The sequence below is a fragment of the Kitasatospora sp. NPDC002522 genome, from assembly GCF_053595195.1.
The window spans coordinates 97,334-122,695 of sequence record NZ_JBSFXE010000018.1 but is presented as its reverse complement, the minus strand read 5'-3'; the positions used below and the strand labels follow the sequence as shown (position 1 = coordinate 122,695).

28 protein-coding genes are annotated in these 25,362 nt (G+C 73.7%); 14 read left to right on the top strand and 14 right to left on the bottom strand.

The window, feature by feature from the left end:
* Window positions 1–95: 95 nt before the first annotated feature.
* Together ACWD4U_RS17810 and ACWD4U_RS17805 are read left to right on the top strand one after the other, a co-directional pair.
* Complete coding sequence (locus ACWD4U_RS17810; protein WP_363451266.1) at window positions 96–896, top strand: hypothetical protein; 801 nt, start codon at window positions 96–98, stop codon at window positions 894–896.
* A 108-nt stretch (window positions 897–1,004) separates the two neighbouring features.
* The gene (locus tag ACWD4U_RS17805; RefSeq protein WP_363451268.1) at window positions 1,005–1,532 is read left to right on the top strand and encodes a YbhB/YbcL family Raf kinase inhibitor-like protein; all 528 of its coding nucleotides are present in this window, start codon (window positions 1,005–1,007) and stop codon (window positions 1,530–1,532) included.
* A 65-nt stretch (window positions 1,533–1,597) separates the two neighbouring features.
* On the opposite strand, the gene ACWD4U_RS17800 is transcribed toward ACWD4U_RS17805, so the two are convergent.
* Together ACWD4U_RS17800 and ACWD4U_RS17795 are read right to left on the bottom strand one after the other, a co-directional pair.
* Entirely contained in the window at window positions 1,598–3,415 is a 1,818-nt protein-coding gene (locus ACWD4U_RS17800; RefSeq protein WP_363451270.1) for an alkyl/aryl-sulfatase, read from the bottom strand.
* 174 nt (window positions 3,416–3,589) lie between these two features.
* Complete coding sequence (locus ACWD4U_RS17795) at window positions 3,590–4,348, bottom strand: GntR family transcriptional regulator (RefSeq protein WP_363451272.1); 759 nt, start codon at window positions 4,346–4,348, stop codon at window positions 3,590–3,592.
* A 185-nt stretch (window positions 4,349–4,533) separates the two neighbouring features.
* On the opposite strand from ACWD4U_RS17795, the gene ACWD4U_RS17790 reads away from it, so the two are divergent.
* The gene (locus ACWD4U_RS17790; RefSeq protein WP_363451275.1) at window positions 4,534–5,154 is read left to right on the top strand and encodes an ATP-binding protein; all 621 of its coding nucleotides are present in this window, start codon (window positions 4,534–4,536) and stop codon (window positions 5,152–5,154) included.
* Here ACWD4U_RS17790 and ACWD4U_RS17785 read toward each other — a convergent pair.
* Together ACWD4U_RS17785 and ACWD4U_RS17780 are read right to left on the bottom strand one after the other, a co-directional pair.
* Window positions 5,115–6,116: an N-acetylglucosamine kinase gene (locus ACWD4U_RS17785; RefSeq protein ID WP_363451277.1), complete on the bottom strand. Its 1,002-nt coding sequence runs from the start codon at window positions 6,114–6,116 to the stop codon at window positions 5,115–5,117. The genes ACWD4U_RS17790 and ACWD4U_RS17785 overlap by 40 nt on opposite strands.
* Window positions 6,117–6,121: 5 nt before the next feature.
* On the bottom strand, window positions 6,122–6,877 hold the full coding sequence (locus ACWD4U_RS17780) for an SIS domain-containing protein (protein ID WP_363451279.1): 756 nt from the start codon (window positions 6,875–6,877) through the stop codon (window positions 6,122–6,124).
* 400 nt (window positions 6,878–7,277) lie between these two features.
* Here ACWD4U_RS17780 and ACWD4U_RS17775 point away from each other — a divergent pair, with 400 nt between their 5' ends.
* Entirely contained in the window at window positions 7,278–7,853 is a 576-nt protein-coding gene (locus tag ACWD4U_RS17775; protein ID WP_363451281.1) for a DUF4291 domain-containing protein, read from the top strand.
* A 34-nt stretch (window positions 7,854–7,887) separates the two neighbouring features.
* Here ACWD4U_RS17775 and ACWD4U_RS17770 read toward each other — a convergent pair whose 3' ends face one another.
* Both ACWD4U_RS17770 and ACWD4U_RS17765 read right to left on the bottom strand, forming a co-directional pair.
* Window positions 7,888–9,537, bottom strand: a complete 1,650-nt coding sequence (locus ACWD4U_RS17770) for an RICIN domain-containing protein (RefSeq protein ID WP_363451283.1) — start codon at window positions 9,535–9,537, stop codon at window positions 7,888–7,890.
* Between the two features lie 223 nt (window positions 9,538–9,760).
* The gene (locus ACWD4U_RS17765) at window positions 9,761–10,000 is read right to left on the bottom strand and encodes a chaplin (protein WP_363451285.1); all 240 of its coding nucleotides are present in this window, start codon (window positions 9,998–10,000) and stop codon (window positions 9,761–9,763) included.
* A 241-nt stretch (window positions 10,001–10,241) separates the two neighbouring features.
* Between ACWD4U_RS17765 and ACWD4U_RS17760 the strand changes: the two genes are divergently transcribed.
* The 4 genes from ACWD4U_RS17760 (at window position 10,242) to ACWD4U_RS17745 (ending at window position 11,892) form a co-directional block, all read left to right on the top strand.
* On the top strand, window positions 10,242–10,496 hold the full coding sequence (locus ACWD4U_RS17760; protein WP_363451287.1) for a chaplin: 255 nt from the start codon (window positions 10,242–10,244) through the stop codon (window positions 10,494–10,496).
* Window positions 10,497–10,781: 285 nt separating this feature from the next.
* On the top strand, window positions 10,782–11,024 hold the full coding sequence (locus ACWD4U_RS17755) for a chaplin (RefSeq protein WP_363451289.1): 243 nt from the start codon (window positions 10,782–10,784) through the stop codon (window positions 11,022–11,024).
* 88 nt (window positions 11,025–11,112) lie between these two features.
* The gene (locus tag ACWD4U_RS17750) at window positions 11,113–11,394 is read left to right on the top strand and encodes a chaplin (RefSeq protein WP_363451291.1); all 282 of its coding nucleotides are present in this window, start codon (window positions 11,113–11,115) and stop codon (window positions 11,392–11,394) included.
* 111 nt (window positions 11,395–11,505) lie between these two features.
* A complete protein-coding gene (locus ACWD4U_RS17745) occupies window positions 11,506–11,892 on the top strand; it encodes a hypothetical protein (RefSeq protein WP_363451293.1) in 387 nt (128 codons plus the stop codon).
* A gap of 70 nt (window positions 11,893–11,962) precedes the next feature.
* Here the strand turns inward: ACWD4U_RS17745 and ACWD4U_RS17740 are convergent, their stop codons facing one another.
* Complete coding sequence (locus tag ACWD4U_RS17740) at window positions 11,963–12,670, bottom strand: hypothetical protein (RefSeq protein ID WP_363451295.1); 708 nt, start codon at window positions 12,668–12,670, stop codon at window positions 11,963–11,965.
* A gap of 248 nt (window positions 12,671–12,918) precedes the next feature.
* On the opposite strand from ACWD4U_RS17740, the gene ACWD4U_RS17735 reads away from it, so the two are divergent.
* The 3 genes from ACWD4U_RS17735 to ACWD4U_RS17725 all read left to right on the top strand — a co-directional run bounded on the left by ACWD4U_RS17735 (window position 12,919) and on the right by ACWD4U_RS17725 (window position 14,216).
* Window positions 12,919–13,263, top strand: a complete 345-nt coding sequence (locus tag ACWD4U_RS17735; RefSeq protein WP_363451297.1) for a rodlet layer protein — start codon at window positions 12,919–12,921, stop codon at window positions 13,261–13,263.
* A gap of 144 nt (window positions 13,264–13,407) precedes the next feature.
* Entirely contained in the window at window positions 13,408–13,755 is a 348-nt protein-coding gene (locus tag ACWD4U_RS17730; RefSeq protein ID WP_363451299.1) for a rodlet layer protein, read from the top strand.
* Window positions 13,756–13,958: 203 nt separating this feature from the next.
* Complete coding sequence (locus tag ACWD4U_RS17725; RefSeq protein WP_363451301.1) at window positions 13,959–14,216, top strand: hypothetical protein; 258 nt, start codon at window positions 13,959–13,961, stop codon at window positions 14,214–14,216.
* 71 nt (window positions 14,217–14,287) lie between these two features.
* On the opposite strand, the gene hemB is transcribed toward ACWD4U_RS17725, so the two are convergent.
* The 7 genes from hemB to ACWD4U_RS17690 all read right to left on the bottom strand — a co-directional run bounded on the left by hemB (window position 14,288) and on the right by ACWD4U_RS17690 (window position 21,514).
* Complete coding sequence (gene hemB / locus ACWD4U_RS17720; protein ID WP_363451303.1) at window positions 14,288–15,268, bottom strand: porphobilinogen synthase; 981 nt, start codon at window positions 15,266–15,268, stop codon at window positions 14,288–14,290.
* A gap of 65 nt (window positions 15,269–15,333) precedes the next feature.
* Window positions 15,334–16,953 carry a bifunctional uroporphyrinogen-III C-methyltransferase/uroporphyrinogen-III synthase gene (locus ACWD4U_RS17715; protein WP_363451305.1) on the bottom strand — a complete coding sequence of 540 codons (1,620 nt, stop codon included), beginning with the start codon at window positions 16,951–16,953 and terminating at the stop codon, window positions 15,334–15,336.
* The gene (gene hemC / locus ACWD4U_RS17710; RefSeq protein ID WP_363451426.1) at window positions 16,950–17,924 is read right to left on the bottom strand and encodes a hydroxymethylbilane synthase; all 975 of its coding nucleotides are present in this window, start codon (window positions 17,922–17,924) and stop codon (window positions 16,950–16,952) included. The genes ACWD4U_RS17715 and hemC overlap by 4 nt, the downstream gene beginning before the upstream one ends.
* Window positions 17,925–17,965: 41 nt before the next feature.
* Window positions 17,966–19,351, bottom strand: a complete 1,386-nt coding sequence (locus tag ACWD4U_RS17705; RefSeq protein WP_363451307.1) for a glutamyl-tRNA reductase — start codon at window positions 19,349–19,351, stop codon at window positions 17,966–17,968.
* Between the two features lie 31 nt (window positions 19,352–19,382).
* On the bottom strand, window positions 19,383–20,240 hold the full coding sequence (locus tag ACWD4U_RS17700) for a redox-sensing transcriptional repressor Rex (protein WP_363451428.1): 858 nt from the start codon (window positions 20,238–20,240) through the stop codon (window positions 19,383–19,385).
* 107 nt (window positions 20,241–20,347) lie between these two features.
* On the bottom strand, window positions 20,348–21,028 hold the full coding sequence (locus ACWD4U_RS17695; protein WP_363451309.1) for a 3'-5' exonuclease: 681 nt from the start codon (window positions 21,026–21,028) through the stop codon (window positions 20,348–20,350).
* A 210-nt stretch (window positions 21,029–21,238) separates the two neighbouring features.
* Entirely contained in the window at window positions 21,239–21,514 is a 276-nt protein-coding gene (locus tag ACWD4U_RS17690; protein WP_363451311.1) for a glutaredoxin family protein, read from the bottom strand.
* A 124-nt stretch (window positions 21,515–21,638) separates the two neighbouring features.
* Here ACWD4U_RS17690 and ACWD4U_RS17685 point away from each other — a divergent pair, with 124 nt between their 5' ends.
* The 3 genes from ACWD4U_RS17685 to ACWD4U_RS17675 all read left to right on the top strand — a co-directional run bounded on the left by ACWD4U_RS17685 (window position 21,639) and on the right by ACWD4U_RS17675 (window position 25,358).
* On the top strand, window positions 21,639–22,622 hold the full coding sequence (locus ACWD4U_RS17685) for an HAD family hydrolase (protein ID WP_363451313.1): 984 nt from the start codon (window positions 21,639–21,641) through the stop codon (window positions 22,620–22,622).
* A 468-nt stretch (window positions 22,623–23,090) separates the two neighbouring features.
* Window positions 23,091–23,930, top strand: coding sequence for an ECF subfamily RNA polymerase sigma factor, BldN family (locus ACWD4U_RS17680; protein ID WP_449787222.1), 840 nt, complete (start codon window positions 23,091–23,093; stop codon window positions 23,928–23,930).
* Between the two features lie 273 nt (window positions 23,931–24,203).
* Entirely contained in the window at window positions 24,204–25,358 is a 1,155-nt protein-coding gene (locus ACWD4U_RS17675; RefSeq protein ID WP_363451315.1) for a DUF5667 domain-containing protein, read from the top strand.
* The last annotated feature ends 4 nt before the right edge of the window (window positions 25,359–25,362 follow it).

Genomic DNA, 25,362 nt, shown 5'->3' with positions numbered 1-25,362 from the left:
ATCCCCTTCGCGCCGGGCGGTGACTCCGTGCGCCCCCGGGCGTTGCACCCGTTGTCGGGAGTTCCGCGGGGCGGCGAGGGTGAGGGAGTACGACGGTGCTGGGTGACACGCATGCGGTGCGCGATGCGGTGGCGGCGGTGGTCGCCGGACGGGTGGTGGCCCACGGGTTCGGCAACTTCTACGCGTTGAGCTGCCGCCCCGACGGCCCCGCGGTCCGGGCGATGAACCGACTGAAGGGCCGTCCCGAGGACCAGGTGGGCAGCATCACCGCCCCGCCCTCGCGGATCGCCGCGCTCTTCGACTGGACCCGGTTGCCGGACGGCGTCACCCGGCAGCAGTTGCTCTCGCTGGCCGATCTGCTGTACGGCATCGGCCCGTTCGGCCTGCGCGGGCCCGCCGCCACCGGTCTGCCCGACCACCTGACGACCGTTCAGGACGGCGTGCGCACCGTCCAGCTGATCGCCCCGGGCTACGCCTGCCCGTCCAACGGCTTCCTCGCCGAAGCGCTGGCCGCGACCGGCGGCGACTTCCTGGCGATCACCTCGGCCAACCGCTCACGCCGGATGACCGGCACCGCGGAGGAGCCCGCCCACTGGCAACTGGCCCCGCTGCGCGCCGAGTTCGACTCCCACCCGGAGATGGTCTTCCTCCCCCACCAGGACGAACCCGCCGCCCGCCGCGCCCACCCCCGCCACCGGCCGATGTCCACCACCGTGCTGGCCTTCCACTACACCGCCCCCGCCTCCTCCGGTCGCCCCCGGCTCACCGTCGAACGCCAGGGCTCCCTCCCGCTCCCCGACCTCCGCGAGGCCGCCGACCGCGCCGGCTTCACCATCGCCCTCTCCCCGCACGCCCGGACCGTCACCGAGCGCCGCTACCCCGTCGTCCTCGGCTGAGCGACCGACGCCGTCCACAGGCTGTGGACGAACATTGCCGCGCGCCGGGGCGGGGAGCGGTGCTAACGTCCGCAGGCACACCCACCACCTTCCTCGGGGGAGACACCCATGTCCGCGCCCACCAGGCCGCCTCTGCCACATCAGTTCCTGCGCCCCGTACCGCAGTTCACGCTCCGCAGCACCGACGTCCCGGACGGCGGGCGGCTGGCGCCGGCGCAGGTGTACGAGGGCGGGAACCTGTCGCCGCAGTTGAGTTGGGAGGGCTTTCCCGCGGAGACCCGGAGCTTCGCGGTGACCTGCTTCGATCCGGATGCGCCGACCGGGTCCGGGTGGTGGCACTGGCTGCTGTTCGATCTGCCGGTGGAGACCACGGAGTTGGCGGCCGGCGCGGGCAGCGGTGTCTTCCCGGGGCTGCCCGTCGGCGCGGTGCACGGCCGCAACGACTACGGCACCCACGACTTCGGCGGCGCCGCGCCGCCGCCCGGGCACGGCCCGCACCGGTACGTCTTCACGGTGCACGCGCTGGGCGTCGAGCAGCTGGGCCTGCCCGCGGACACCTCGGCGGCGGCGATCAGCGGGACGCTCGGCTTCCACGCGCTGGCGCGGGCCGTGATCGTGGCCGAGCACGAGAGCTGACCACCGCCCGTGGGCCGGTCCGGCGCGATCCGCCGGACCGGCCCACGCGGCGCACGGCCCGCGGATCAGGGCGTGACGATCGCGAACGCCGGGTCGGAGTCGTCCAGGACGCCGCGCAGGCGATCCAGCACGGTGGAGTCGCCGACCAGCAGCGGGCTGTCGAGGACGGCGCCACCGAGCACCGGGATCAGGTGCTGCACGGCGAGCGTGACGGTCAGATCGGCCGGGCCCGGGTCGCCGGTGACGGGGGCGTGCACCAGGACGCCGTTGCGCAGCGTCATCCGGTGGGTGGCGTGCAGGTTGGTGAAGCGCCACACCACGGTGAAGTCCAGGTCCCATGCCTTGGGCCCGTCGACCCGGATCGCTAGCGCGTCGAAGACCTGGTCGACGGAGAGCGCGCCGGCCATGCTGCTCGCGCCGAACGCCAGCGCCTTGCGGCCCTGGCGGAGTTCCTGAGCGCCCATCAGGTAGCAGTTGCGCCAGGTCGCGCACTCCGCGCCGTAGCCGAGCCGCTCGAAGGTCCGCGCCAGCAGCTCCTTGGCCTCGGCGTTGTCCGGGGCGGCGAACACCGCGTGCTTGAGCAGCTGCGCGGCGAACCGGGCGTCGTCGCCGTCCAGGTACTCCCGGGCCTTGGCGAGGACCGCGTCCAGCCCGCCCATGCAGTCGACGTAGCGGGTGGCGGACTCGGTCGGCGGGTGCTCCCAGAGCGAGGCCGGGTTGCCGTCGTACCAGCCCATGTAGCGCTGGTAGATCGCCTTCACGTTGTGGCTGACCGAGCCGTAGTAGCCGCGGGCGTGCCAGGCGGAGGCGAGGGCCGGGGGGAGTTCGATCAGCTCGGCGATCTCCGGGCCGGTGTACCCCTGGTTGAGCAGGCGCAGCGTCTGGTCGTGCAGGTAGCCGTAGAGGTCGCGCTGTTCGGACAGGAAGCGGATGAGCCGCTCGGTGCCCCAGGTCGGCCAGTGGTGGGAGGCGAAGACCACGTCGGCGTCCCCGGCGAACAGGTCGATCGCCTCGGTGAGGTAGCGCGACCAGATCCGGGTGTCGCGGACCAGGGCGCCGCGCAGGGTCAGGATGTTGTGCAGGTTGTGGGTGGCGTTCTCGGCCATGCACAGGGCCCGGCGTTCGGGCAGGAAGAAGTTGAGCTCGGACGGGGCCTCGGTGTCCGGGGTGAGCTGGAAGCGGAACAGCACCCCGTCCAGGCGCTCCTCCTGCCCGGTGCGGGTGACGTCCAGGGTGGCGGGCAGCAGGCTCGGGTTGCCGTGCGAGGCGGCGTGGCCGAGGCCCATGCCGACCAGCCCGGTGGGACCGGGCGGCAGGTCGCCGCCGGAGTAGTAGTTGCCGCGCCGGAGCATCGCGGTGCCGGCGTAGACGTTCTCGGCGACCGCGTGCTCCATGAAGCCGGCCGGCGCGACGATCGGGACGTCCGCTCCCTGGTCGAGCACGCCGAGGATGCCGCCGAAGTGGTCGGCGTGCGAGTGGGTGACCAGCACCGCCGTCACCGGGCGCTCGCCGCGCACCGAGCGGTAGAGGGCCAGGCCGGCCGCGGCGCACTCTGCGGACACCAGCGGGTCGACCACCACCACGCCGCGCTCGCCCTCGATCAGGGTCATGTTGGAGAGGTCGAAGCCGCGGATCTGGTAGACGCCCTCGGTGACCTCGAACAGTCCGGCGCGCGAGGTGAGTTGGGACTGCCGCCAGAGGCTGGGGTGGACGGTGTCCGGGCACTCGCCGGCCAGGAAGTCGGTCGCACGGAAGTCCCAGGCGACGGCGCCCTCGGCGGTGGTGATGGTGTCGCCGGTCGGACGGGCGAGCAGGCCGCGGTCGGCGTCCTCGAAGTCGGTGCGGTCGGAGTAGTCCAGCAGGTCCTGGTCGGAGCGGGTCACCGTGGCCTCCCTGGTCGCGGGCCGCACCGCGCCGCTCGCGGGCAGACCCGCTCCCCACCCTCCGTCGCCGGGCCGCGCCCGAGCCCGGCGGGCTGCGCCGAACCGGTGAGGTCCCGGTGTGTCGCTCGTCCACAGGCTGTGGACGAGCTGCCCGCGTCCCGACCCGCCCGGGGCTCAGGCGTCGAAGTCGTACTCGAGCACGTAGGACGCCGAGTCGAGCACCATCTCGTTGACCTCCACGGCCTGGCCGTCCTCGGCGAAGGCGGTGCGGTGGACCAGGAAGACCGGGGTGCCGGGCAGGAGTGCGAGGCGCTCGGCCTCGTCGGCGGAGGGCATCCGGGCCCGGATGTGCTCCTGGAAGTGGACGGGCTTGCAGCCGAGTTCGGCGAGCCGGGCGTAGGTGCCGCCGGGGCCGGTGTCGGGGGCGGTGATCCGGCTGCCGGCGACCAGCGCGGCGGGGAGGTAGGACTCGGCGAGCAGCACCGGCTTGCCGTCCAGCACGAAGCGGCGACTGCGGACGCAGGCGCCCTCGCCGGGCTTGAGGCCGAGCACGGCGGCGATCGGCTCGGGCGCCTCGCGTTCGGCGACGGTGAGCTGGTCGACCGTCAGCTCCCGGGACGCTATGTCCGCCGACCAGACCGACGCGCCGCTGCCCCAGGTACGGTCGGAGAGCCGCTGGATGCCGCGCCGCCGTATCGGCCGGAACTCCCGGACGAACACGCCGACGCCCTTGCGGGCCTCCGCGATCCCCTCGCCCTGCAGCACTCCCAGCGCCTGGCGGGCCGTCATCCGGGCCACGCCGTAACGGGCCATCAGGTCGTTCTCGCCGGGAAGCCGGTCGCCCGGGCGGTAGCGGCCGGAGTCGATCTCGCGCCTGAGGTCCTCGGCGATCCGCTGGTACTTGGGCTGCGTGGCGCGTGGGTGACTGGTCATCAGAGCGGCTCCCTTCCCCTCTCTAGACATCCTACGCGCGCGGGGCCCGGGAGCGCATTGACATCTCTAGAGAATTCAGCTTGTCTAGAGAGGTGGGTATCTGACACATCCTCATATCGGCCACTCGATCAACCGATCCACCGGGACGGACCCGCTCACCGGGCGGTCCGCGTGAGGAGCCCGCCATGTCCGTGCACCGCCGATGGTTCTCCCTGCCCCGCGAGCCCGCCACCGTCGCCGCCGGACGCCGCCGGGTCCGCGACCTGATCACCGCCGCCGGCACCCGCCTCGACGAGGACACCCGCCTCACCCTCGACCTGGTCACCTCCGAACTCCTCGGCAACGCCGTCCGGCACGCCGCCGGCCCCACCGTCACCGTCGGCGTGCACGCCGACCCGCTGCGCGGCCGCGCGGTGATCGAGGTCTACGACCGCTCCCCCGCCCTGCCGCACCGCCGCCACCCGGGCGAGGACGAGGAGGCCGGCCGCGGCATGCTGCTGATCGGCGAACTCGCCCTCGCCCACGGCGTGGTGCGCAAACGCGGCGGCAAGTGGGTGTGGGCCGAGATCGCCCTCCCGGCCGGCCACGGCCGGTCCGTGCGCACGCCGGGGCGCACCCCCGGACGCACGCCGGGCGCCCCCGGCCGCACCGGCGACCGCGCCCGCCGGAGGTCGCCCCATCCCGGGGTCACCCCCTGGGCGATGACCGGCGGCTCCTCCACGCCGCGGCGCGGCGCCGGTGCCGCGTACAGGTCCGCCGGGTGGCGTCACGCCGTCAGTTCGGCGTGCAGCTTCTCCGTGCCGTGACCCAGGGTGCGGGCGGCCAGCCAGGCGGCCGCGCCCGCGCCGTTGCGGGCGTGGGTGAGCGGGGCGTCGGGCCACCGTGCGGCGAGGCGGGTGCGCAGCCGGGGCGTCAGCGGGGTGTCGGCGGAGAGGATGCCGCCGGCCAGCACGATCGGGAGGTCGGAGGCCGGTTCGCGGATCAGGGCGAGCGTCTCCAGCAGCAGGTCGGCGGCGCGCTCCAGCAGCGCGGCGGCCACCGGGTCGCCCGCCGCCGCGTGGTCGAGCACCAGCGGGGCGAGCCGGGCCAGTCGGGCCGGCGGTTCGGCGTGCGCGGCGGTGATCAGCGCCGCCCGCGGGTGGACGCCCAGGCCCCGCTCGCCGAGCAGCGCCTCGGCCACCGCACCGGCCAGGCCGGGCAGTCGGGCGGGTGGGGCGTCCGCGTCCAGCACCACCGGGAGGAGCCGGTCCACCTCGGTCAGCGTCGCCGAGACCGCCTCGCGGCCCAGCCAGAAGCCCGAGCCGCGGTCGCCGAGCAGCCAGCCGTGCCCGTCTGCGGTGCGGATCAGCTCGTGGTCGCGGACGTCCGCGGCCACCGCGCCCGTCCCGCTGATCAGCACCGTGCCGGAGGGCTCGCTGGTACCGGCGGTGTAGGCGAGTTCGGCGTCCGAGACCAGCCGCGGAGGGACCGTCAGCCCGGTCGCGGGCCAGAGCGCGGAGAGTTCCGGCGAGGCCACCAGCCCGCCCGCCAGGCCGATCACGCCCGCCTCGACCCGGGTCGGGTCCAGGCCGGCCAGCGCCGCGCGGACGGCCCCGCCGATCTCCCGCGCCGCCGCCTCGGTCCCGTTGGAGACCGGGTTGCCCCCTCCGCCTCGGGCCGTGCCGAGCACCCGCCCGGTCAGGTCGGCGACCAGCACCCGGGTGGTGGAGCCGCCGACGTCCAGGCCGATCACCAGCCGGTCGGCGTCGGCGGACTGAGGGGCCGTCATGCCCGTCACGCCGTGCGACGGATGCGGCCGGCGTAGAGCGCCTCCAGCTTCCGGTTGTGCTCGTCACCGCCGGGGATGTTCGCGGACAGGTACACCGGGGGCACGCCGCCGGACTCCTCGATCCGCCGGATCGCCTCCGCCACCACCTGCTGCGCCAGCAGCGCCGCGGTGATCGAGGAGATGCCGCACGCCTTGCCGCCACCCGCCATCGGCAGCACCGCGTCGCCGTACGGAGCGCCGTTGTCCAGCACCACGTCCGCGTAGTCGCGCAGCCGCAGGCCCGAGGGGTGCTTGGGCTCCACCCCCGCGGTGTGCTCGGCCGAGGTGATCACGATCAGCGGGTGGCCGTTCTCCTTCGCCAGCCGGGCCAGCTCCACCACGCAGCCGTTGACGCCCGAGTTCGACGCGAGCACGAAGACGTCCGCCGGGTGCGGGTCCGTCAGCTCCCAGAGCTGCGCCGCCGAGTCGGTGCCGCGCTCCAGGTCCGGGCCCTCCAGCACCTCGACCGGCTTCCCGCCGAACAGCACCACGTCCCGCAGCGCGATCCGGTTGCTCGGCACCAGCCCGCCGGCCCGCCCCGCCACCTCCATCGCCAACGCCTCGGAGTGCCCCGTCCCGAACGCCTGCACGATGCCGTCCGCGGCCAGCGCCGCCACGATCAGCTCCGCAGCCCGCGCCACCCCCTCGGCCTGCCCGGCACTGACACGGTCGATGGCGGCATGAGCAGCAGCGGCGAAATCGGCCGCGGACGGGCTGGGCACCGGAAACCTCCAGGTGAATCGCTGTGTGCTGCACCACTATTCGCCTGCGCCCGCACCGCTGTCAACGAGTGGACTAGACCAGTGTCGCGCTCTCGAACGACTCGAGGTCGAACGGATCGTCGTCCGGATCAAGGCCGGACAGGCCCTGGGAAGTCGAACATGCCGCGGGGACGCGCCAGGAGAAGCAGCTCGCCCCGCGGCACCAGGCGCAGCCGGCACCATCACCGTCGTCAACTCCAGCTATTCGGACGGCGCGCCCGGCGCGAGCGGGGCGACCTGGTCCAGTTGGGCGAGGAGGTCCGTGCCGGGGTGGTGCTCCGCAGGGCTCGGGCGGACCAGCGGGTTTCGGTGGAGCGGAAATCCGGAGGCGGGCGCGGGCGGCGGCGGTGAGGATGGCGGAATGGAGGAGACACCGAAGCGACAGGTCAGGGCGCGCTACGACGCGGAGACGGTGACGGTCTACCAGGCCTTCCGGCCGGAGATCGCGGGGCCCGCGGTGGCGGACGGGCGGTGGCCGGAGGCGTTCTCGCGCGGACGGATGACCTGGGTGAAGCCCTCGTTCCGGTGGCTGATGTACCGGAGCGACTGGGGGCGCGCCGCAGGCCAGGAGCGGATCCTGGGGGTGACCGTGCGCCGGGCGGGGTTCGACGAGGCGCTGGGGGCCGCGGTGCTGAGCGGCTACGAGCGCGGCGTGCACGCCTCGAAGGCGGCGTGGCAGCGGGAGTTGCGGCGCAGCGCGGCCCGGGCGCAGTGGGATCCGGAGCGGGACCTGCAGCTGCAGCCGTTGCCGCACCGGTCGTTGCAGTTGGGACTGAGCGGGCCGCTGGTGCACGGGTACGCGGACGAGTGGCTGGTGCGGATCGAGGATCTGACCGCGCTGGCGCGGGAGTTGCACGAGACCCGGGATGCCCGGCTGCTGCCGGAGGAGCGGCCGTACCCGGTGCCCGCGGCGGCCGCCGTTCGGCTCCGGATGTGACGGAGAGCCGAGTGACCCTCCGTCACGCCCCGGGTCAGCCGTGGAGGTAGACGATGCCGAGTTTGGTCAGGCGCCAGTGTTGGGTGGCGGAGCCGGTGTCGGTGGCGAGTTGGACGAGGGTGTTGCCCTGGGGGTCGGTCTGGGGGGAGGCGGTGGCGAGCTTGGTGGGGTCCTGGGAGTCGGCGAGCTTGTAGGTGCCGTCGCCGACGGGCTGGAGGAGCCAGTGCTGGTTGCCGCCGCCGTTGCAGCGCCACTGCTCGATCTTGGCGCCGGGCGCGGTGGAGCCGCCGGCCACGTCGAGGCACATGTCGCGGTTGCCGCTGAAGTCGAGTTCGTAGGAGCCGCCGGCCTTGATCTCCAGGACGAAGGACTGGTTGAGGCCGCCGGTCACCGGATAGGTGAGGGCGGTGCGGCCGTTGGTCGAGTCGCCGTAGGTGCCGCCGCCGGACAGGTCGAGGGCCTTGCCGTCGGCCTGGTTGGTGAGCTGGTACCAGGCGCCCTCCTCGGGGGTGTCGGGGAACGGTTTGCCGGGGGTGAGCGGGGTGATCGAGGTGCCGTCCTGCTGGTTGAGCGAGCAGAACGCCTGGGCCTGCGACGGCTGTTGGTAGAACTGGCGCAGGCAGGCGGCCTCGGCGGCGTACCCGGCGACCCGCAGGTGGTAGGACTGGCGGACGTTGTTCATGCACAGGCCCGGGATGGAGATCGGGCTGTCGCAGCCGTTGCGGGTCTTCTCGGAGAGGTCGATCACGTCGCCGTTGGTGTACTCGTACGGCGAGCTGGTCCACTCGGCGCAGACCTCGTGCCCGAAGGCGACCCGGCGCTGGTCGAGGTAGCGCACCCCGGGCACGGTGGAGGCGGCCTCGCGGAGCGCGTCGCTGAGGGTGGGCACCACCCAGTTGTGGCCCCAGGCGAGGTCCTCGGGGAACGCGGGGCACCCGTCGGCGACCTTGCCGGCGTAGTCGTTGCGCCGGATGTCGGGGGTGATCGGGTTGAAGTACGACTGGTAGACCAGCTGGTAGGAGTCGTCGGAGTAGCCGGCCTTCCGCATGGTGCTGCGGATGTTCGTCAGCGCCGCCGCCACCTTGGGCTTGATGCCGGCCGCGCGCTTGGTGATCTCGGCGCTGCCGATGGTGTCCCGGCAGCCCTGGGACTGCGGGATCGGGAAGTACTGCGCCAGGCAGCTCATCATGATCCCGGCGAAGTCGAAGTCGTCGTTGGCGCCGATCGTGACGACCACCATCTTGACGTCGTACTGGGCCGCGGTGGCCGCGAGTTGGACGTCCTGCTTGGCCTCGCCGAAGTCGCCGCTGCCGGGGCCGGTGATCTTCGCCAGCTCGGGGTCGCTGACCAGGTCGCCGGTCTGGGCGCCGGAGCAGGCCAGGTCGATCGGGGTGACGCCGGGGAGCTGGGTCACGAAGATCTCGGACCTGGTCGAGCGGTGGCAGTAGTTGGTGGGGGTGTCGGTGCCGGGGACGTAGTCGTCGCCGGTGTCGGTGCCGGCGCCCTCGCCGGAGATGGCGCTGTCGCCGAGGGCGACGATCGCGGCGGGCTTGCCCGGACTGCCGGACGCCGCCTGGGCGGTGGTCGCGGCGCCGAGGCCGGAGCCGAGGCCGAGGGCGGCGAGCAGGGCGGCAGTGGCGAGCAGGGCGGGTGGCCTGCGCCGGGCACGGGGTGTCCTGAACACTCATGTCTCCTTGCGAGGGTGGGGGATCCGCCGGCGAACGCCGGAGGGCGCGGAGCATGGGGGTGGAACATGAGGCAGGCTCACATGCTAGGTACTGACAGGTAACACAACAAGAGTCAGAACAGCACCGCCGAGCAGCAGTTGGACCCCGGAACGCAGTCGAGCCGCCGCTCGCACCCGTCAGGAGGGTGAGGGAGGCGGCTCGACCGGTCCGCGGCGCGCGTCAGCCGACGTTGGCGCAGGAGTTGCCGAACGCCGGGTTCAGGGCGCCGATCAGGTTGGCGGTGTTGCCGCAGACGTTGACCGGGATGTGCACCGGAACCTGGATCGCGTTGCCGGAGAGCACGCCGGGGGAGCCGGCGGCCACACCCTCGGCCTCGCTGCTCGCCATGGCGGAGCCGGCACCGGCGGCGACGATACCCACGACGGCGGCGCCGACGGCGGCGGCCTTCTTGATGCTCATATGAGTCTCCTCGAAAAATCAGATCTTCCAATTGCCGCGCCGGGGGCTACCGCAAGGAAGCACACGGGACGTGCACCGGGCCAACGAGGCGTTTCGCAATCGGTTGCGCGGACTCCCGCACAATCACCCGACCGGCGCAACCGACGCATTCGGGTGACGGTGGAATCCGCCCGTTTCCCCGCGCCCCCTGGTTCGTTCTTCCTGGCGAAACCCGCTCCACCGCAAGAAATGAGACTGCATCATGCGCAAGCTCGCCTACGGCGCGTTCGGCTCCGCGGCCGCCGCGGCCCTGCTCCTCGGTGCCGCCGGTGCGGCCTCGGCCCACGGCGCCCACGGCGCGTCGGCCGAGGGCGTGGCGGCCGGCTCCCCCGGCGTGCTCTCCGGCAACCTGATCCAGGTGCCGGTGCACGTCCCGGTCAACGTCTGCGGCAACACCGTCGACGTGATCGGTCTCCTGAACCCGGCGTTCGGCAACTCCTGCGCCAACGTCTCCTGACGGCCGGCCGGCCCGACGGCCGTACCCCAGCCGGGCCGGCTCCGCAGATCCCAGGCCGTGGCCCCCGGCCCGCCTGGCGCGCCGCGAGGGCGACCGCTCGCAGCCGTGAGTGAGCGATCGTCGGCGCACTCGTAAACGCGGCAGGTATCGCCCAAGCCACGGGCGACACGCAGGTGTTGAGCCGCGGGAGTGACATTCACGGCCCATCCCGAAAGCGGCGGGCGATGATGCCAATCGCCCGGCACCCGACCATCCACAGTCGGGCAGAACGTGAGGAATACAGCTATGCGCAACTTCAAGAAGGCCGCGGTCCTGTCCATCGCCGCCGCCGGCCTGGTCCTCGGCTCGGCCGGTCTGGCCAACGCCTCCGCCGAGGCCGAGGGCGTCGCCGCCGGCTCCCCGGGTGTGCTCTCCGGCAACCTGATCCAGGTCCCGGTGCACGTCCCGGTCAACGTCTGCGGCAACTCGATCAACGTGATCGGTCTGCTGAACCCGGCGTTCGGCAACCACTGCGCCAACGTCGGCTGAACTGCCTGACGCAGCAGTGTTCGCGCCGCACCGCGCACCCCGCGGTGCGGCGCACCCCCTCCCTGTGTGATCTAGGAGATCAACCCCCATGCAGAACGTGAAGAAGGCCGCGGTCCTGTCCGCCGCCGCCGCCGGTCTGGTCCTCGGCTCGGCCGGCCTGGCCAACGCCTCCTCCTCGGCCGAGGGCGTCGCCGCCAACTCCCCCGGCGTGCTCTCCGGCAACCTGATCCAGGTGCCGGTGCACGTCCCGGTCAACGTCTGCGGCAACTCGATCGACGTGGTCGGCCTGCTGAACCCGGCGTTCGGCAACTCCTGCGCCAACGTGGACGCGCCGCACGTGGAGCACCACATGGACGACGACGACTGCTGATCGGCCCCGGCCGACCGGTAACCCCGTGCTCCTGCCCCTCGGCCCGACGGCCGGGGGGCTGCGGCGTTCCGACGCACCGTCACCACCCTCCTCACCCCGAAGGATCGCTCGATGTCCCGGAAGACCAGCGGCGCCGTCGCGGCGCTCGGCGCCGCGATGCTGCTCGGCGGCGTGTCCGCCCAGGCCGCCCACGCGGCGCCCGCCCCGCCGGCCGGCGGCCTGCCGCTGCCCGCCACCCACCTGCAGAACACCGACGCCCAGCAGGCCGTGGGCGGCACCACCAACGCGCTCGGCTACGCGATCGCCCCGGTCAAGGACCTGCGGCTGGACCCGTGGGCCGGCTCCTCCGCGGACGTCCTGAACAACGGCGTCGCGGTCGAGCCCGACAACGGCCTGGCCCCGGTCGGCACCGCCCCGCTGACCGCCCCGCTGAGCGGCGGCGGCGGCCCCGACTCGCTGCCGGTGGCCGGGCCGCTGCTCGGCGTGCTGCCGGGCTGAGCGGGCGTGCGACGGCCCGGGCCCGCTCCGCTGCCGGAGGGGCCCGGGCCGTCGCCCTGCTGACGGCGGGTCAGAGGGCGGTCTGGTCCAGCGCGCCGCCGAGCGTCTCCACCGGGCCGGCCTGGTCCATGATGCCGCCGACCGTGCCGGTGGTGGTGGCCGCCAGGTTCTTCGCCGAGTCGGTGACCGAGATCTGGTCCTGCTCGCCGCCGAGCGAGGCGCTGGCGCCGGGGACGGCCTGCACCGGGCCGGTGACCAGGTGCGGGTCCACCTTGTCCAGGGTCAGCGCGGCGTCGGTCAGCTGGCCGCTCTCGCCCTGCACGAAGGAGACCGGTCGGCCCAGCCCCACCGCCGGGCCGGCCAGGTTCAACGGGGCGGCCGGGGCGTCCAGGCCCAGGGTGCCGAGCTCCGCACCGTGGTCGGCCTCGGGCAGCGGCAGGGTGGCGCCCAGCGACGGGCCCGCCTTGCCGCCGTTGATGGCCGGCAGCACGTGGTCCGGCATCGGCTGCGACGGGCTCTGACCGGTCTCGGTCGGCGGCATCAGCGGCGAGGTGGGGATCCCGCCGTGGATCTCGCCGCCGTCCGGCAGCAGCGGGAGTGGCGCGGTGGCCGCGCTCAGCGGGATGGTGAACGGCACCTCCTGGGTGGCCAGTCCGTTCTCGATCGCGGCCACGTCGGCCGGGGTCTTCGGAGCCGCCTGGGCCGCGCCCTGCGCCGCCACCACGCCGGCGCCGACCGCCAGCAGCAGGGCGCCGGTCGCCCGCTTGGAGAGCTTCATGCTGTTCGCCGTTCGTTCGGTTACGGGGGGTTGAAAGGGGTACGGAAAGCACCCTGCGAACGAGCCACGGCCCGGGTGGATTGCGACAGTTAACCGAAACGGCGTAATAGTCCGACCGGCGCACGGGGAAAACGGCGATCCTCGACGAATTTCCCGGGAACCCCGTAACTTTCCCAGTCGCCATTCTTTGATCCCGACGACGACGGGGCAGCACCCCTCGAACGGCATTTCAGAGAGGTATCTCCATCATGCTCAAGAAGACTTTCGCTACCGCCGGCCTGGCCGCCGCCGCGCTGGCCGCGGTGTCCACCCCCGCCGTCGCGATCGGCAACGCGGACGGCGCGGCCGGCTCCATCCAGGGCAACGGCGGCACCAACGCGACCGGCACCTGGGGCAGCCACAGCCCGAACTTCCACTTCGCGGACAACCCGAACATCTGCCTGCCGGAGATCCACAACATCGGCGTGGCGGTCCTCGGTGTGGCGGTCCCGGTCGAGGTCGATGCCCTCAACAACCAGCCCAAGCAGACCTGTGTGGTCGGCGAGGGCACCGTCGGCAGCGGCGACGGCGGCGTCTCCCACCTGGTCGGCTGACGCACCGCCACCGCCTGCGGCGCGGAGCCCCCGCTCCGCGCGACACAGCCGCCCGGTCCGCTCCCCCGGCCGGGCGGCCGGGCCCAGCCCGAGCCACGGGTTGGGCCGCCGCTCCACTCCATCAGATCCGAAAAGGAAACCCCAATGATCAAGAAGGCTCTCGCCGCCGTCGGCGTCGCCGCCGCCGGTCTCGCCATGACCGCCTCCCCCGCGATGGCGATCACCGACGCGGACGGCTCCGCCACCTCGGTCCAGGGCAACGGCGGTACCAACGCCACCGGCACCTCGGGCGCCCACAGCCCGAACTTCCACACCCTGGACAACCCGAACATCTGCCTGCCGGAGGTCCACAACATCGCCGTTGCGGCCCTCATCGGTGTCGCGGTGCCGGTCGAGGCCAACGTCCTGAACAACAACCCGGAGCAGACCTGCGACGTCGGCCAGAACACCCTGGGCAGCGGCGACGGTGGCGTCAGCCACCTGATCGGCTGATCTCCCGTTCGAAGCCGGCCGCCGGGTCCGGGGGGAGCCTCTCCCCGCGGGCCCGGCGGTGCCATGTCTCCGGCCGCTCCCGGATACCCGTTCGTCTGCGGTGCGATCGGGTGGATCGGAGCTCCGGTGGGCGCGTGCAGCGCCGAACCAGCCGCATCCCTGTGTTGACGTAGGAACATCCCCTGACGCAGAGAGGACCTCTCATGAAGAGCAAGCTGGGCAAGGCCCTGGTCACCACGGTCGCCGCGGTGGCGCTGGCCGGTGTCGCCGCCCCCGCGTACGCGCACGTCGCCGCCGGCGGCGGCCAGGAGGGCATCGCCACCGCTGACGAGCCGTTCGTGGCCGGCCACTGGGCGGGCTTCGCCGAGACCTCGCACATCTTCACCGCGGGCGGTGGCTACTTCTGGGCCACCGACGAGGCCACCGGCGGCGGCGAGGGCGGCATCGTCGAAATCCACTGACGTCGCGTCAACGACGAAGGGCGCGGGAGCGATCGACGGCTCCCGCGCCCTTCGTACGTGCTGACGGGAGGTCAGCGCACCATCCGGGCGGCCTCGGTGGCCCAGTAGGTGAGGATCTGGTCGGCGCCGGCCCGGCGGATCGAGGTGAGGGTCTCCAGGATGATCCGCTCGCGGTCCACCCAGCCGTTGGCGGCGGCGGCCTCGACCATCGAGTACTCGCCGGAGACCTGGTAGGCGGCGACCGGCACCGGCGAGGCGTCGGCGACCTGGCGGACGATGTCGAGGTAGGACATCGCGGGCTTGACCATCACCAGGTCGGCGCCCTCGGCGAGGTCGAGCTCCAGCTCGCGCAGCGACTCGCGGGCGTTGGCCGGGTCCTGCTGGTAGCTCTTGCGGTCGCCCCGCAGCGAGGAGCCGACCGCCTCCCGGAACGGGCCGAAGAACGCGGAGGCGTACTTGGCGGTGTAGGCGAGGATGCCGGTGTCCTGGTGGCCGGCGGCGTCCAGCGCGCGGCGGACCACGCCGATCTGACCGTCCATCATGCCGGACGGGCCGACCAGGTGGACGCCGGCGTCGGCCTGCACCACGGCCATCTCGGCGTAGCGCTCCAGGGTGGCGTCGTTGTCGACCGAGCCGTCCGCGGCGAGCACGCCGCAGTGGCCGTGGTCGGTGTACTCGTCCAGGCACAGGTCGGACATCACCACGAGGGCGTCGCCGACCTCGGCGACCACGTCGCGGATGGCGACCTGGAGGATGCCGTCGGGGTTGGTGCCCTCGGAGCCGATCGCGTCCTGCACCTCGGGGACGCCGAACAGCATGATGCCGCCGACGCCCGCCTCGGCGGCCTCGACCGCGGCCCGGCGCAGGGTGTCACGGGTGTGCTGGACCACGCCCGGCATCGAGCCGATCGGCCGCGGCTCGGTGATCCCCTCCCGGACGAACGCCGGCAGGATCAGCTCCGCCGGGTGCAGCCGGGTCTCGGCGACCAGCCGGCGCATGGCGGGCGTCGCCCGGAGGCGGCGGGGTCGGACGGAGGGGAATTCGGCGGACACTTCGAAGGCTCCCTGTGGTCGCGAAGGCGTCAGGGGAAGCCTGGCGGGCTCCCCCTGACGAAGGGTCAGCGCGCCTTGCGGCGCGAGCCGGGGCGTCGCTCGCTCGGCCGGTAGACCGGCTCGCCCGCCGCGGTGGCGGTGTCCCGGCGGACGGCCCCGAAGTCGGCGAGCGCCTGGGCCAGCGCGGAGGCCGAGGGGGCCGGGGCCATCACGTCGACCCGCAGGCCGTGCTCCTCCGCCGTCTTGGCGGTGGCCGGGCCGATGCAGGCGATGACGGTCACGTTGTGCGGCTTGCCGGCGATGCCGACCAGGTTGCGGACGGTCGAGGACGAGGTGAAGAGCACCGCGTCGAAGCCGCCGCCCTTGATCGCCTCGCGGGTCTCGGCCGGCGGCGGCGAGGCGCGCACGGTCCGGTACGCCGTCACGTCGTCGACCTCCCAGCCGAGCTCGACCAGGCCGGCCACCAGGGTCTCGGTGGCGATGTCGGCGCGCGGCAGCAGCACCCGGTCGATCGGGTCGAAGACCGGGTCGTAGGGCGGCCAGTCCTCCAGCAGCCCGGCGGCGGACTGCTCGCCGGACGGCACCAGGTCGGGCTTCACGCCGAAGTCGACCAGCGCCTGCGCGGTGGTCTCGCCGACCGCGGCGACCTTGATCCCGGCGAACGCCCGGGCATCCAGCCCGTACTCCTCGAACTTCTCCCGGACCGCTTTGACCGCGTTCACCGAGGTGAAGGCGATCCACTCGTAGCGGCCGGTGACCAGGCCCTTGATCGCCCGCTCCATCTGCTGCGGGGTGCGCGGCGGCTCGACCGCGATGGTCGGCACCTCCTGCGGCACCGCGCCGTACGAGCGCAGCTGCTCGGACAGGCCGTGCGCCTGCTCCTTGGTGCGCGGGACGAGCACGTTCCAGCCGAACAGCGGCTTGGTCTCGAACCACGAGTGCGAGGCCCGGTGGGCGACCTGCTCGCCCACCACGGCTATCACCGGCGTCGCCGGGTCCACCGGGGCGGAGACCGGCGAGGGCAGCACCCGGGCGGCCTTCAGGTCGGCGGCGATGGCGGCGAGGGTGGAGGTGAAGGTGCGCTGCCGGGTGGTGGTGCCGGAGAGCGTCGCGGAGAGCGCCGCGTCCGGCTTGCGGCCGTGCGCGACCAGCGCGTTGGCGGTCACCGGCAGCTGGCCCAGGGTGGTGCGCACCACCAGGGTGGTGTCCGGCACGCCGAGGTCGACCAGCTGGCCGGCCAGCAGCGCGTCGCCGTCCACGAAGCGCACGTCCGCGCCCTGGCCGGCGCGCAGCGGCACGCCCGCGTAGGCGGGCACGCCGACCGACTGGGCGACGCCGGGGACGACCTCGAACGGCACGCCGGCGTGGGCGCAGCGCAGCATCTCGTCGGCGGCGGCGCCGTCCAGGCCGGGGTCGCCGTCGACGGTGCGGACCAGGTGGCGGCCGGCCTTCACCGCGTCGGCGGCGAGCGCGGCGATCTGTGCGCCGGCCTCGCACGGGTCGAGGACCTGCACGGCGGCCGGACAGTGGGTGCGCACCGCGGCGGCGGTCACCGGGTCGGCGATCAGGACGTCGGCGGTGCCGAGCACGTCGACGGCGCGCAGGGTGAGCAGCCCCGGGTCGCCGGGTCCGGCGCCGAGGAAGGTGCAGCGCCCTGCGGGCGGGTGGAATCCGGCGGCGGTCATCGGGCGCGCTCCCCCATCAGGTCGGCCGCGCCGGTTTCGAGCAGCCGGGCGGCGAGGGCGCGGCCCAGGGCCGCGGCCTGCTCCTCGGCGGCGTCGTCGGGGACGAGCGGGCCGTTTGCGGACATCTTGAGCAGTTCGACGCCGTCGGGGGTGCCGACCACGGCGTCGAGGCGCAGTTCCGCGCCGTGCCAGGCGGCCAGCGCGGCGACCGGCGCGGAGCAGCCGGCCTCCAGGGTCGCCAGCAGGGCGCGCTCGGCGACCACGGCGGCCCGGGTGGGGGTGTGGTCGAGCGCGCCGAGGGCGGCGGCGAGGGTCGGGTCGATGCACTCGACGGCCAGCGCGCCCTGCCCGGGGGCGGGCAGCATCAGCACGGTGTCGAGGTGGTCGGTGATCTCGGCGGAGCGGCCGAGGCGGTTGAGGCCGGCGGTGGCGAGCACCACGGCGTCCAGCCGGCCGTCGGTGACGTAGCCGATCCGGGTGTCCACGTTGCCGCGGATCGCGACGGTCTCCAGGTCGGCGCCGCGGGCCCGGGCCCAGGCGTTGAGCTGGGCCATCCGGCGCGGGGAGCCGGTGCCGATCCGCACGGTGCGGCCGTCGCTCCTGGCGACCAGCTCGGCGAGCGAGAGGCCGTCGCGGGCGATCAGGGCGTCGCGGACGTCCTCGCGCTCGGGGACGGCGGCCAGCAGCAGCCCGGCGGGGGCGGTGGTCGGCAGGTCCTTCAGCGAGTGGACGGCCAGGTCGATCCGGCCGTCCAGCAGGGCGTCGCGCAGCGCGGAGACGAACACGCCGGTGCCGCCGATCTGCGCCAGCGACTCCCGGGAGACGTCCCCGAAGGTGGTGATCTCGACCAGTTCGACCCGGCGGCCGGTGACCTTGGCGACCTCCTCGGCGACCATGCCCGACTGGGCCATGGCGAGGGCGCTGCGACGGGTGCCGAGGCGGAGCGCCGGCACTGTCTCCTGACCGTTCATGAGGTGACCGTCCTGGTCGTGCTGGTGGGGTGACGGGGTGTTCATCTGGAGGCTCCGGCGGGCGGGGCTAGGGCTGTCTGGGCGGCGGGGATGCCGCCGGCCGGGATCGACGAGCCGGCCTGCGCACCGATGGGGGTTCCGGAGACGGCGTGCACGGCGGCCGGGTCGAGGTCGAACAGTTCGCGCAGCGCCTCCGCGTAGGAGGCGCCGCCGGGTTCGGCGGCGAGCTGCTTGACCTTGACGGTCGGCGCGTGCAGCAGCTTGTCGACCACCCGGCGCACGGTCTGCGAGATCTCCGCGCGGGAGCGCTCGTCCAGGTCGGGCAGCCGGGAGGTGAGTCGGGCCAGTTCGCCGCTGACCACCTCGGAGGCCATGGCGCGCAGGGCGACCACGGTGGGGGCGATCCGGGCGGCGCGCTGCGCCTGGCCGAAGGCGGTGACCTCGTCGGCGACGATGGTGGAGACCGCCTGCACGTCGCCGGCGCCGGGGGTGGCGGCGTGCGCGTGCGAGAGGCTCTCCAGGTCGACCAGCAGGGCGCCGGGCAGCTCGTGCACGGCGTGGTCGACGTCGCGGGGCATGGCGAGGTCGAGGAAGGCGAGCGGGGCGGCGGCGGTGCGCAGGGCCAGGGCGGCGGCCACCTCGGCGGCGCCGATCACGGTGCCGGCCGCGCCGGTGCAGGAGATCACCAGGTCGACGTCGGCGAGCGCCTGCGGGACCTTGGCGAGGTCCAGGGTGCGGGCGGCACCGCCGAGGATCTCCACCAGCCGCTCGGCGCGGGCCGCGGTGCGGTTGGCGATCAGCAGGTCGGTGACGCCGGAGCGGACCAGCGTGGCGGCGGCCAGCGAGCTCATCGAGCCGGCGCCGACCACCAGGGCGCGCTTGCCGGCGATCGGCCCGGCGCCGGCCGCGACCTGCTCCAGGCCGAAGGTGACCAGCGACTGGCCGGCCTTGTCGATGCCGGTCTCGCTGTGCGCCCGCTTGCCGACCCGCAGGGCCTGCTGGAACAGCTCGTTGAGGCCGCGTCCGGCGGTGTGCTCGTCCTGCGCGGTGGCCAGCGCGTCGCGCAGCTGGCCGAGGATCTGGCCCTCGCCGACCACCATCGAGTCCAGGCCGCAGGCGACCGAGAAGAGGTGGTGGACGGCGCGGTCCTCGTAGTGCACGTACAGGTGGGCGGTGAGTTCGTCCAGGTCGACGCCGCTGTGCGCGGCGAGCAGCTGGGAGAGTTCGGCGACGCCCGCGTGGAACTTGTCGACGTCGGCGTAGAGCTCGATCCGGTTGCAGGTGTTGACCAGTGCCGCCTCGGCGACGGTCGCGGAGGCCGCGGCGTCGTGCAGCAGCCGGGTCGGGGTCTCGCCGGTGAGCGCGGCGCGCTCCAGGACCCCGACCGGTGCCGTCCGGTGGCTCAGGCCGACTACCAGAAGACTCATGCCCCCACCTCGTTGTGACGGATGTGTGCGCTCACGCCGGCATCACCGCGGACATCTCACCGTCGGTTCCGGTGGCCGCCGGCGTGGCCTTGGCCTGCTCGGACTTGGCGCCGCCGGCCGCGCGGCGGAGCTTGGCGGCGGCGGCGCGGACCGGCCCGGGGGCGCGGTCGAGCACCGAGTCCCCGGCGGAGGGCTCGTCGCCGGCCTTGCGCTGCTCGTGGAAGGCGAGGATCTGCAGCTCTATCGACAGGTCGACCTTGCGCACGTCCACGCCGTCCGGGACGGTCAGCACGGTGGGGGCGAAGTTCAGGATGCTGGTCACACCGGCCTCGACCAGGCGGTCGCAGACCTGCTGGGCGGCGCCGGGCGGGGTGGTGATCACGCCGATCGAGACCTGCTGGCCGGCCACGATCTCCTCGAGCTCGTCCATGTGCCGCACCGGCAGTCCGGCCGCGGTGCTGCCGACCACGTTGGGGTCGGCGTCCAGCAGCGCGGCCACCCGGAACCCGCGGGAGGCGAAGCCGCCGTAGTTGGCGAGGGCGTGCCCGAGGTTTCCGATGCCGACGATGACGACCGGCCAGTCCTGGGTGAGGCCCAGCTCGCGGGAGATCTGGTAGACGAGGTACTCGACGTCGTAGCCGACGCCGCGGGTCCCGTAGGAGCCGAGGTAGGAGAAGTCCTTGCGCAGCTTGGCCGAGTTGACGCCGGCCGCGGCCGCGAGCTCCTCGGAGGAGACGGTCGGCACGGACCGCTCGGACAGCGCGGTGAGCGCCCGCAGGTAGAGCGGGAGGCGGGCCACCGTCGCCTCCGGGATGCCCCGGGCACGCGACGGGCGGCGCCCGGCGCCCTGGTCGGGCGTCTGCGAACTGCTGGGTGAGGGTCGGCCGATTGCCACGGTGCTCCTGTGGGTGAAGCTGGGCTTGGAACGCCAGGCTATGCGTTTGTGAACGTGTGCACAAAGATGGTGTCCGATTTGTCCCTGCACAGTGACACGCATCACTCGCCCCCCGGCGCGCCGATGAGCTGCCACGGGCCCTCGGCCCCCGCCGGACGCGGCCCGTGCGGCAGCGACCGGCGGCGCAGCGCCACCCCGCCGGCGGCCCGGCCCGACCGCGCGGGGGCCAGCCGGGGCCAGGGCACCTCCGCCGCGGACGGCTGCTCCGGGCGCCGGGGCGCGGGCTCGTCGCGCAGGCAGTGCCGCAGCAGTCCGGCGGTGGCCCGGGCGTCGCCGAGCGCGGTGTGCGCGGGGAACCAGCCGAGCCCGGCCGCCGCCGCGCACGCGGCCAGGCCGTAGCTCCCGGCGTCCGACAGCCGGTGCCGGGCCAGGCGCATGGTGCACAGCTGCGGGACGGTCGGCAGCACCACCCCGATCCGGGCGAACTCCCGCTCCAGGAAGGCCCGGTCACAGGCCACGTGGTGGCCGACCAGCACCCGTCCGGCGAGCAGTTCCAGCAGCCTGGGCGCGATCTCCCGGAACCGCGGCGCGCCGGCCACCTCGTCCTGGGTGATCCGGTGCACGTGGGTCGGCCCGACCGGGCCCACGGGGTCGAGCAGGGTCGCGAACTCGCCCTCGGTCCGCAGCCCGTCGTCCAGCAGCACCACCGCGACCTCCACCATCCGATGGCGCCAAGGACTACGGCCGGTGGCCTCGACGTCGACGACGGCGTAGCCGTCCATCGCGCCCTCCTCTGCATCAGCCCCCGGCGGACTCGGAAACGCGCTCGATCGTAAGCCGATCAGTTGATGAATTCCTAGGCCGATCTTCATCGGACGCTCACGAAGGAATGCCGGGCTGCCCGCGATCATGCGGCTGATCTGCGCGTTCGGGGCCGGGCCCGGGGGCGGGGCGGGAGGATAACGCAAGGGCGGAGAACGGGCCCGGGCGGGTCAGCCCAGTGCGGTGCGCAGCCGGGTCTCGTCGACCCGCCAGAAGTCGTGCTGGCGGCCGTCGATCAAGGTGACCGGGATCTGCTCCCAGTACTTCTCGTACAGCTCGGCATCCTGCAGGATGTCCTTCTCCTCGAAGGCGGCGCCGAGCTCCCCGGTCACCCTGACGATCACGGCCCGGGCCTCGTCGCACAGGTGGCAGCCGGGCTTGCCGATCAGGGTGACGGTGGAGTCGGCGGGGTTCTTCTTCTTGGTGTCACGTCGCAGCAGGCTCACCGGTTCATTGTGCCGCCCGCCGCGGCCCGCTCCGCCCGTACGGGGTGGGCCGGTCGCCCCGCGTTCACCGGTGCGGCATCCCGACGTCACGGGGCCGGGGGGCCCGGCTGACTATGCTCGTTGCATGGCCGCGCTGAGAAGGCTCACCCAGGCAAGGCGTTCCCCCGACGAACGGACCGCCCTGGCGGGCGAGGCCGCGGCCGACGCCGCCGAGTCCGCGCTCGCCGCCGAGTCCGGGACCGACGCCGGATCCGCGCCCGCCGACGCCGCGTCCGAGCCGCCGGCCGGCGGGAAGCCCAAGGCCCCCGAGGGCGACCACACGCCGGTGCCCGGGGACGCCCGCGCCGCCGCCTTCTTCGACTGCGACAACACCATCCTGCGCGGCGCCGCGATCTTCTACCTCGGCGTCGGCCTGTACCGCCGCCGCTTCCTCTCCCGCCGCGACGTGGCCCGGTTCGCCTGGCAGCAGGCCGTGTTCCGGCTGCGCGGCTCGGAGAACCCCGAGCACATCGCCGACGCCCGGGACAGCGCGCTCGGCCTGGTCGCCGGCAAGCGCACCGCCGACCTGGAGAAGATCTGCGAGGAGATCTTCGAACCGGTGCTGGCCGAGAAGATCTGGCCCGGCACCCGCGCCCTGGTGCAGATGCACCTGGACGCCGGCCAGCGGGTCTGGCTGGTCACCGCCGCCCCGCAGGAGGTGGCCCGGATCATCGCCCGCCGGCTCGGCATGACCGGCGCGCTGGGCACCGTCTCGGAGATCCGGCACGGCGAGTACACCGGCAAGCTGGTCGGCGGGATGCTGCACGGCCCGGCCAAGGCCGCCGCCGTCCAGGCGCTGGCCCGCCGCGAGCAGCTGGACCTGGCCCGCTGCGCCGCGTTCAGCGACTCCGCCAACGACATCCCGATGCTCACCCTGGTCGGCCACCCGTACGTGATCAACCCGGACGGCGCGCTGCGCCGGCACGCCCGGGCGATGGGCTGGCGGGTGCGCGACTTCCGCACCGGACGCAAGGCCGCTCGGATCGGCCTGCCCGCCGCGGCCGGCCTCGGTGTGCTGGCCGGCGCCACCGCCGCGGCCGTCTCGCTGCGCCGCCGGCACCGCGCCTGACGCCCCGCCCGGCCGGGCGTCCTGACCCGACGTCAACTCGGTGTTCGCCCGCCCACCCCAGGGGTGGTTCCGGCTCACACCAACGAGCGAACGGCGGTACGGAGCACGGTACTTCGCTTCCGTCCGGTGGTGACTGGAACTGATCGTTCGGCAGCCCGGCAAAGTCGGGGGTTGGAAGCGCCGGTACCGGGGAAACCGGGGTGCCGGCCGGACAACCGGTCACCCCCGGTGCACAATCGGTCACATTGGGCCGGATGGATGGCGACAACTCCGGTCAGCGACAGGTGAATATGCGCAAGAAGTGGACCTCATCCGACCACTTCGACCACGCGGTGTAGCTGTCATTGCACAAAGCGTTATTCTCTCCTGGATGCACGCCACCCGAGCGTCCCGTGACGGGTGGTCAGTGCGGCGTGCTCTCCGCACAGGCGGAGGTGATCCGTCCACAGTTCTGCCTCTGGGAGTCCCGTGTACCCACCCGTCCGGAACGACGCGCCAGCCACCTCCCGCCCGTCGACCGCCACTCTGCGCCGCGGTGTGCGCCTGGACCTGCTGTGGGCCGCGATCCGCGATTTCGACCTGCTCGTCCCCCAGCCCGCGGTGGCCGGCGCCGCGTTCACCGCCCCGGCCTTCCCCGCGCCGCTGCTGCGCTCCACCGCGGCGGGCAACACCGCCGCCACCCCGCGCAGCCGGACCGTCCCATCCCCCGGCACCCGCGGCCGCTCCCGCAGCGCGCCCGCCGGACCCGGCTACGACACCGAGCAGAACCCGGTCGTGGAACTGGTCGAGCGGGCCCAGAACGGCGAGAGCGAGGCCTTCGGCCGGCTCTACGACCACTACGCGGACACCGTCTACCGGTACATCTACTACCGGGTCGGCAGCCGGGCCACGGCCGAGGACCTCACCAGCGAGACCTTCCTGCGCGCGCTGCGCCGGATCGGCACCTTCACCTGGCAGGGCCGCGACTTCGGCGCCTGGCTGGTCACCATCGCCCGCAACCTGGTCGCCGACCACTTCAAGTCCAGCCGCTTCCGGCTGGAGGTCACCACCGGCGAGATGCTCGACTCCAACGAGTGCGAGCGCAGCCCGGAGGAGTCGGTGCTGGAGTCGCTCTCCAACGCCGCCCTGCTGGACGCGGTGCACCGACTCAACCCGCAGCAGCAGGAGTGCGTCACGCTCCGGTTCCTACAGGGGCTCTCGGTCGCCGAGACGGCCCGGATCATGGGCAAGAACGAGGGCGCCATCAAGACCCTGCAGTACCGGGCGGTGCGCACGCTGGCCCGCCTGCTGCCGCCGGACGCCCGGTGACCCGCGCCTCGTGGATCCGATAGACCCTGGACCGTCAGTCCCGCCCGGGCGTTGCCACGTCCGGGTGACGGGCCGGTCATCTGCTCTGCTTAATACGCCAGGGGGGTCGTGCGTAACCGACTCCCGACGCCGCTCGTTGGCCAGCGTGAAGTCCGCCATCGGGCCCGCAGTCAAGTGGGGCTTGGAACTGTCACCCGATGGTGTGGTTTCGGCCTGCGGAGACAACCAACCGGCGGGCCACGGTGTCGAAAACGACGAAGGGAGGTGTGGCCCGTGACGGCAAACGTGCTGGAGCACCGGCGGGCGAAGTCCTTCGCCGAGGCGCTGGAGGCCCACCAGAGTGATCACCGGAGCAGCGGCTCGCACCGGGCCGGCTCCGCCGCCATGACCGAGTTGCTCGCCATGGCCGACACGCTCGGTGCGCTCCCCGCCCCCGAGCTCGCCGCCGAGACGCGGACGGTCCAACGCGCCCAGCTGATGGCCGCGTTCGAGCAGCAGTGGGCCGGCGGCGCCCCCACGGCGGTGATCCCCGCCCAGCCGGGCCGGCGGGCCCGCCGCACCCGCTGGGGCCGCCGGCTGGCGATCGGCGGGCTGGTCGCCGGCGTCGCGGTCGGCTCCTTCGCGGGAGCCGCCGCCGCCTCCACCGACGCTCTGCCGGGCGACGCCCTGTACGGCATGAAGCGCGGACTCGAAGGCCTCCAGCTCGACTGGGCGGACTCGGACAGCGAGCGCGGCGCCCTGCTGCTCCAGCAGGCGTCCACCCGGCTGGACGAGGCCCAGTCCCTGCTCGGCCGCTCCGACTCGCCCGGCGCGCTCAGCCCCGCCACGGTGGACCAGGTCCGCCGCGCCCTGGACGACATGCACGCCGAGGCGCTGCGCGGGCGCGACCTGCTGCGGGCCGTCTACCGGTCCAACGGCTCGCTGACCCCGATGCGGCAGCTCGCCGACTTCGCCGGGGAGGACCAGCGCTGGTCCGCGCTGCAGTCCAAGCTGCCGTCCGGGCTCACCACCCAGGCCGACAAGGTGGACCAACTCTTCAGCGACATAAGCGAAGACGTCGCGCCCCTGCGCCTGGAGCAGCCCTCCGGGCCGGGCAGCGGCGGACCGTCCTCGACCGGTGGCACCAGCACCGGCGGCACCGGCACCGGCCAGCAGGTCCCGGGGGTGGGCAACGCTCCGGCGAGCGGCGGCACCAGCGGCCGCAACCCGGGCACCGCGCCGTCCGCCCGGTCCACGCCGTCGCCCAGCACGTCCACCCAGTCCGGCCTCGGCGACCTCCTCGGGACGCTGACCGGCAACACGCCCGCGCCCTCCACCAGCCCGGCGGGCAGCCCGGCCCCCTCGGGCTCGCCGGCCGCGCCGGACGGGCAGGGGATCACCATTCCGCCGCTCATTCCGGGGCTGCTGCCGGGGATCACCCTGGGCTGACATC

Bases quoted from the DNA above. Each gene is read 5' to 3' on its own strand.
- ACWD4U_RS17755 (WP_363451289.1), top strand. From the start codon at position 10,782: ATGCGCAACTTCAAGAAGGCCGCGGTCCTGTCCATCGCCGCCGCCGGC.
- ACWD4U_RS17745 (WP_363451293.1), top strand. From the start codon at position 11,506: ATGTCCCGGAAGACCAGCGGCGCCGTCGCGGCGCTCGGCGCCGCGATG.
- ACWD4U_RS17785 (WP_363451277.1), bottom strand. From the start codon at position 6,116: ATGACGGCCCCTCAGTCCGCCGACGCCGACCGGCTGGTGATCGGCCTG.
- ACWD4U_RS17730 (WP_363451299.1), top strand. From the start codon at position 13,408: ATGATCAAGAAGGCTCTCGCCGCCGTCGGCGTCGCCGCCGCCGGTCTC.
- ACWD4U_RS17685 (WP_363451313.1), top strand. From the start codon at position 21,639: ATGGCCGCGCTGAGAAGGCTCACCCAGGCAAGGCGTTCCCCCGACGAA.
- ACWD4U_RS17705 (WP_363451307.1), bottom strand. From the start codon at position 19,351: ATGAGTCTTCTGGTAGTCGGCCTGAGCCACCGGACGGCACCGGTCGGG.
- ACWD4U_RS17740 (WP_363451295.1), bottom strand. From the start codon at position 12,670: ATGAAGCTCTCCAAGCGGGCGACCGGCGCCCTGCTGCTGGCGGTCGGC.
- ACWD4U_RS17715 (WP_363451305.1), bottom strand. From the start codon at position 16,953: ATGACCGCCGCCGGATTCCACCCGCCCGCAGGGCGCTGCACCTTCCTC.
- ACWD4U_RS17760 (WP_363451287.1), top strand. From the start codon at position 10,242: ATGCGCAAGCTCGCCTACGGCGCGTTCGGCTCCGCGGCCGCCGCGGCC.
- ACWD4U_RS17775 (WP_363451281.1), top strand. From the start codon at position 7,278: ATGGAGGAGACACCGAAGCGACAGGTCAGGGCGCGCTACGACGCGGAG.
- ACWD4U_RS17725 (WP_363451301.1), top strand. From the start codon at position 13,959: ATGAAGAGCAAGCTGGGCAAGGCCCTGGTCACCACGGTCGCCGCGGTG.
- ACWD4U_RS17790 (WP_363451275.1), top strand. From the start codon at position 4,534: ATGTCCGTGCACCGCCGATGGTTCTCCCTGCCCCGCGAGCCCGCCACC.
- ACWD4U_RS17805 (WP_363451268.1), top strand. From the start codon at position 1,005: ATGTCCGCGCCCACCAGGCCGCCTCTGCCACATCAGTTCCTGCGCCCC.
- ACWD4U_RS17795 (WP_363451272.1), bottom strand. From the start codon at position 4,348: ATGACCAGTCACCCACGCGCCACGCAGCCCAAGTACCAGCGGATCGCC.
- hemC (WP_363451426.1), bottom strand. From the start codon at position 17,924: ATGAACGGTCAGGAGACAGTGCCGGCGCTCCGCCTCGGCACCCGTCGC.
- ACWD4U_RS17735 (WP_363451297.1), top strand. From the start codon at position 12,919: ATGCTCAAGAAGACTTTCGCTACCGCCGGCCTGGCCGCCGCCGCGCTG.
- ACWD4U_RS17765 (WP_363451285.1), bottom strand. From the start codon at position 10,000: ATGAGCATCAAGAAGGCCGCCGCCGTCGGCGCCGCCGTCGTGGGTATC.
- ACWD4U_RS17750 (WP_363451291.1), top strand. From the start codon at position 11,113: ATGCAGAACGTGAAGAAGGCCGCGGTCCTGTCCGCCGCCGCCGCCGGT.
- ACWD4U_RS17695 (WP_363451309.1), bottom strand. From the start codon at position 21,028: ATGGACGGCTACGCCGTCGTCGACGTCGAGGCCACCGGCCGTAGTCCT.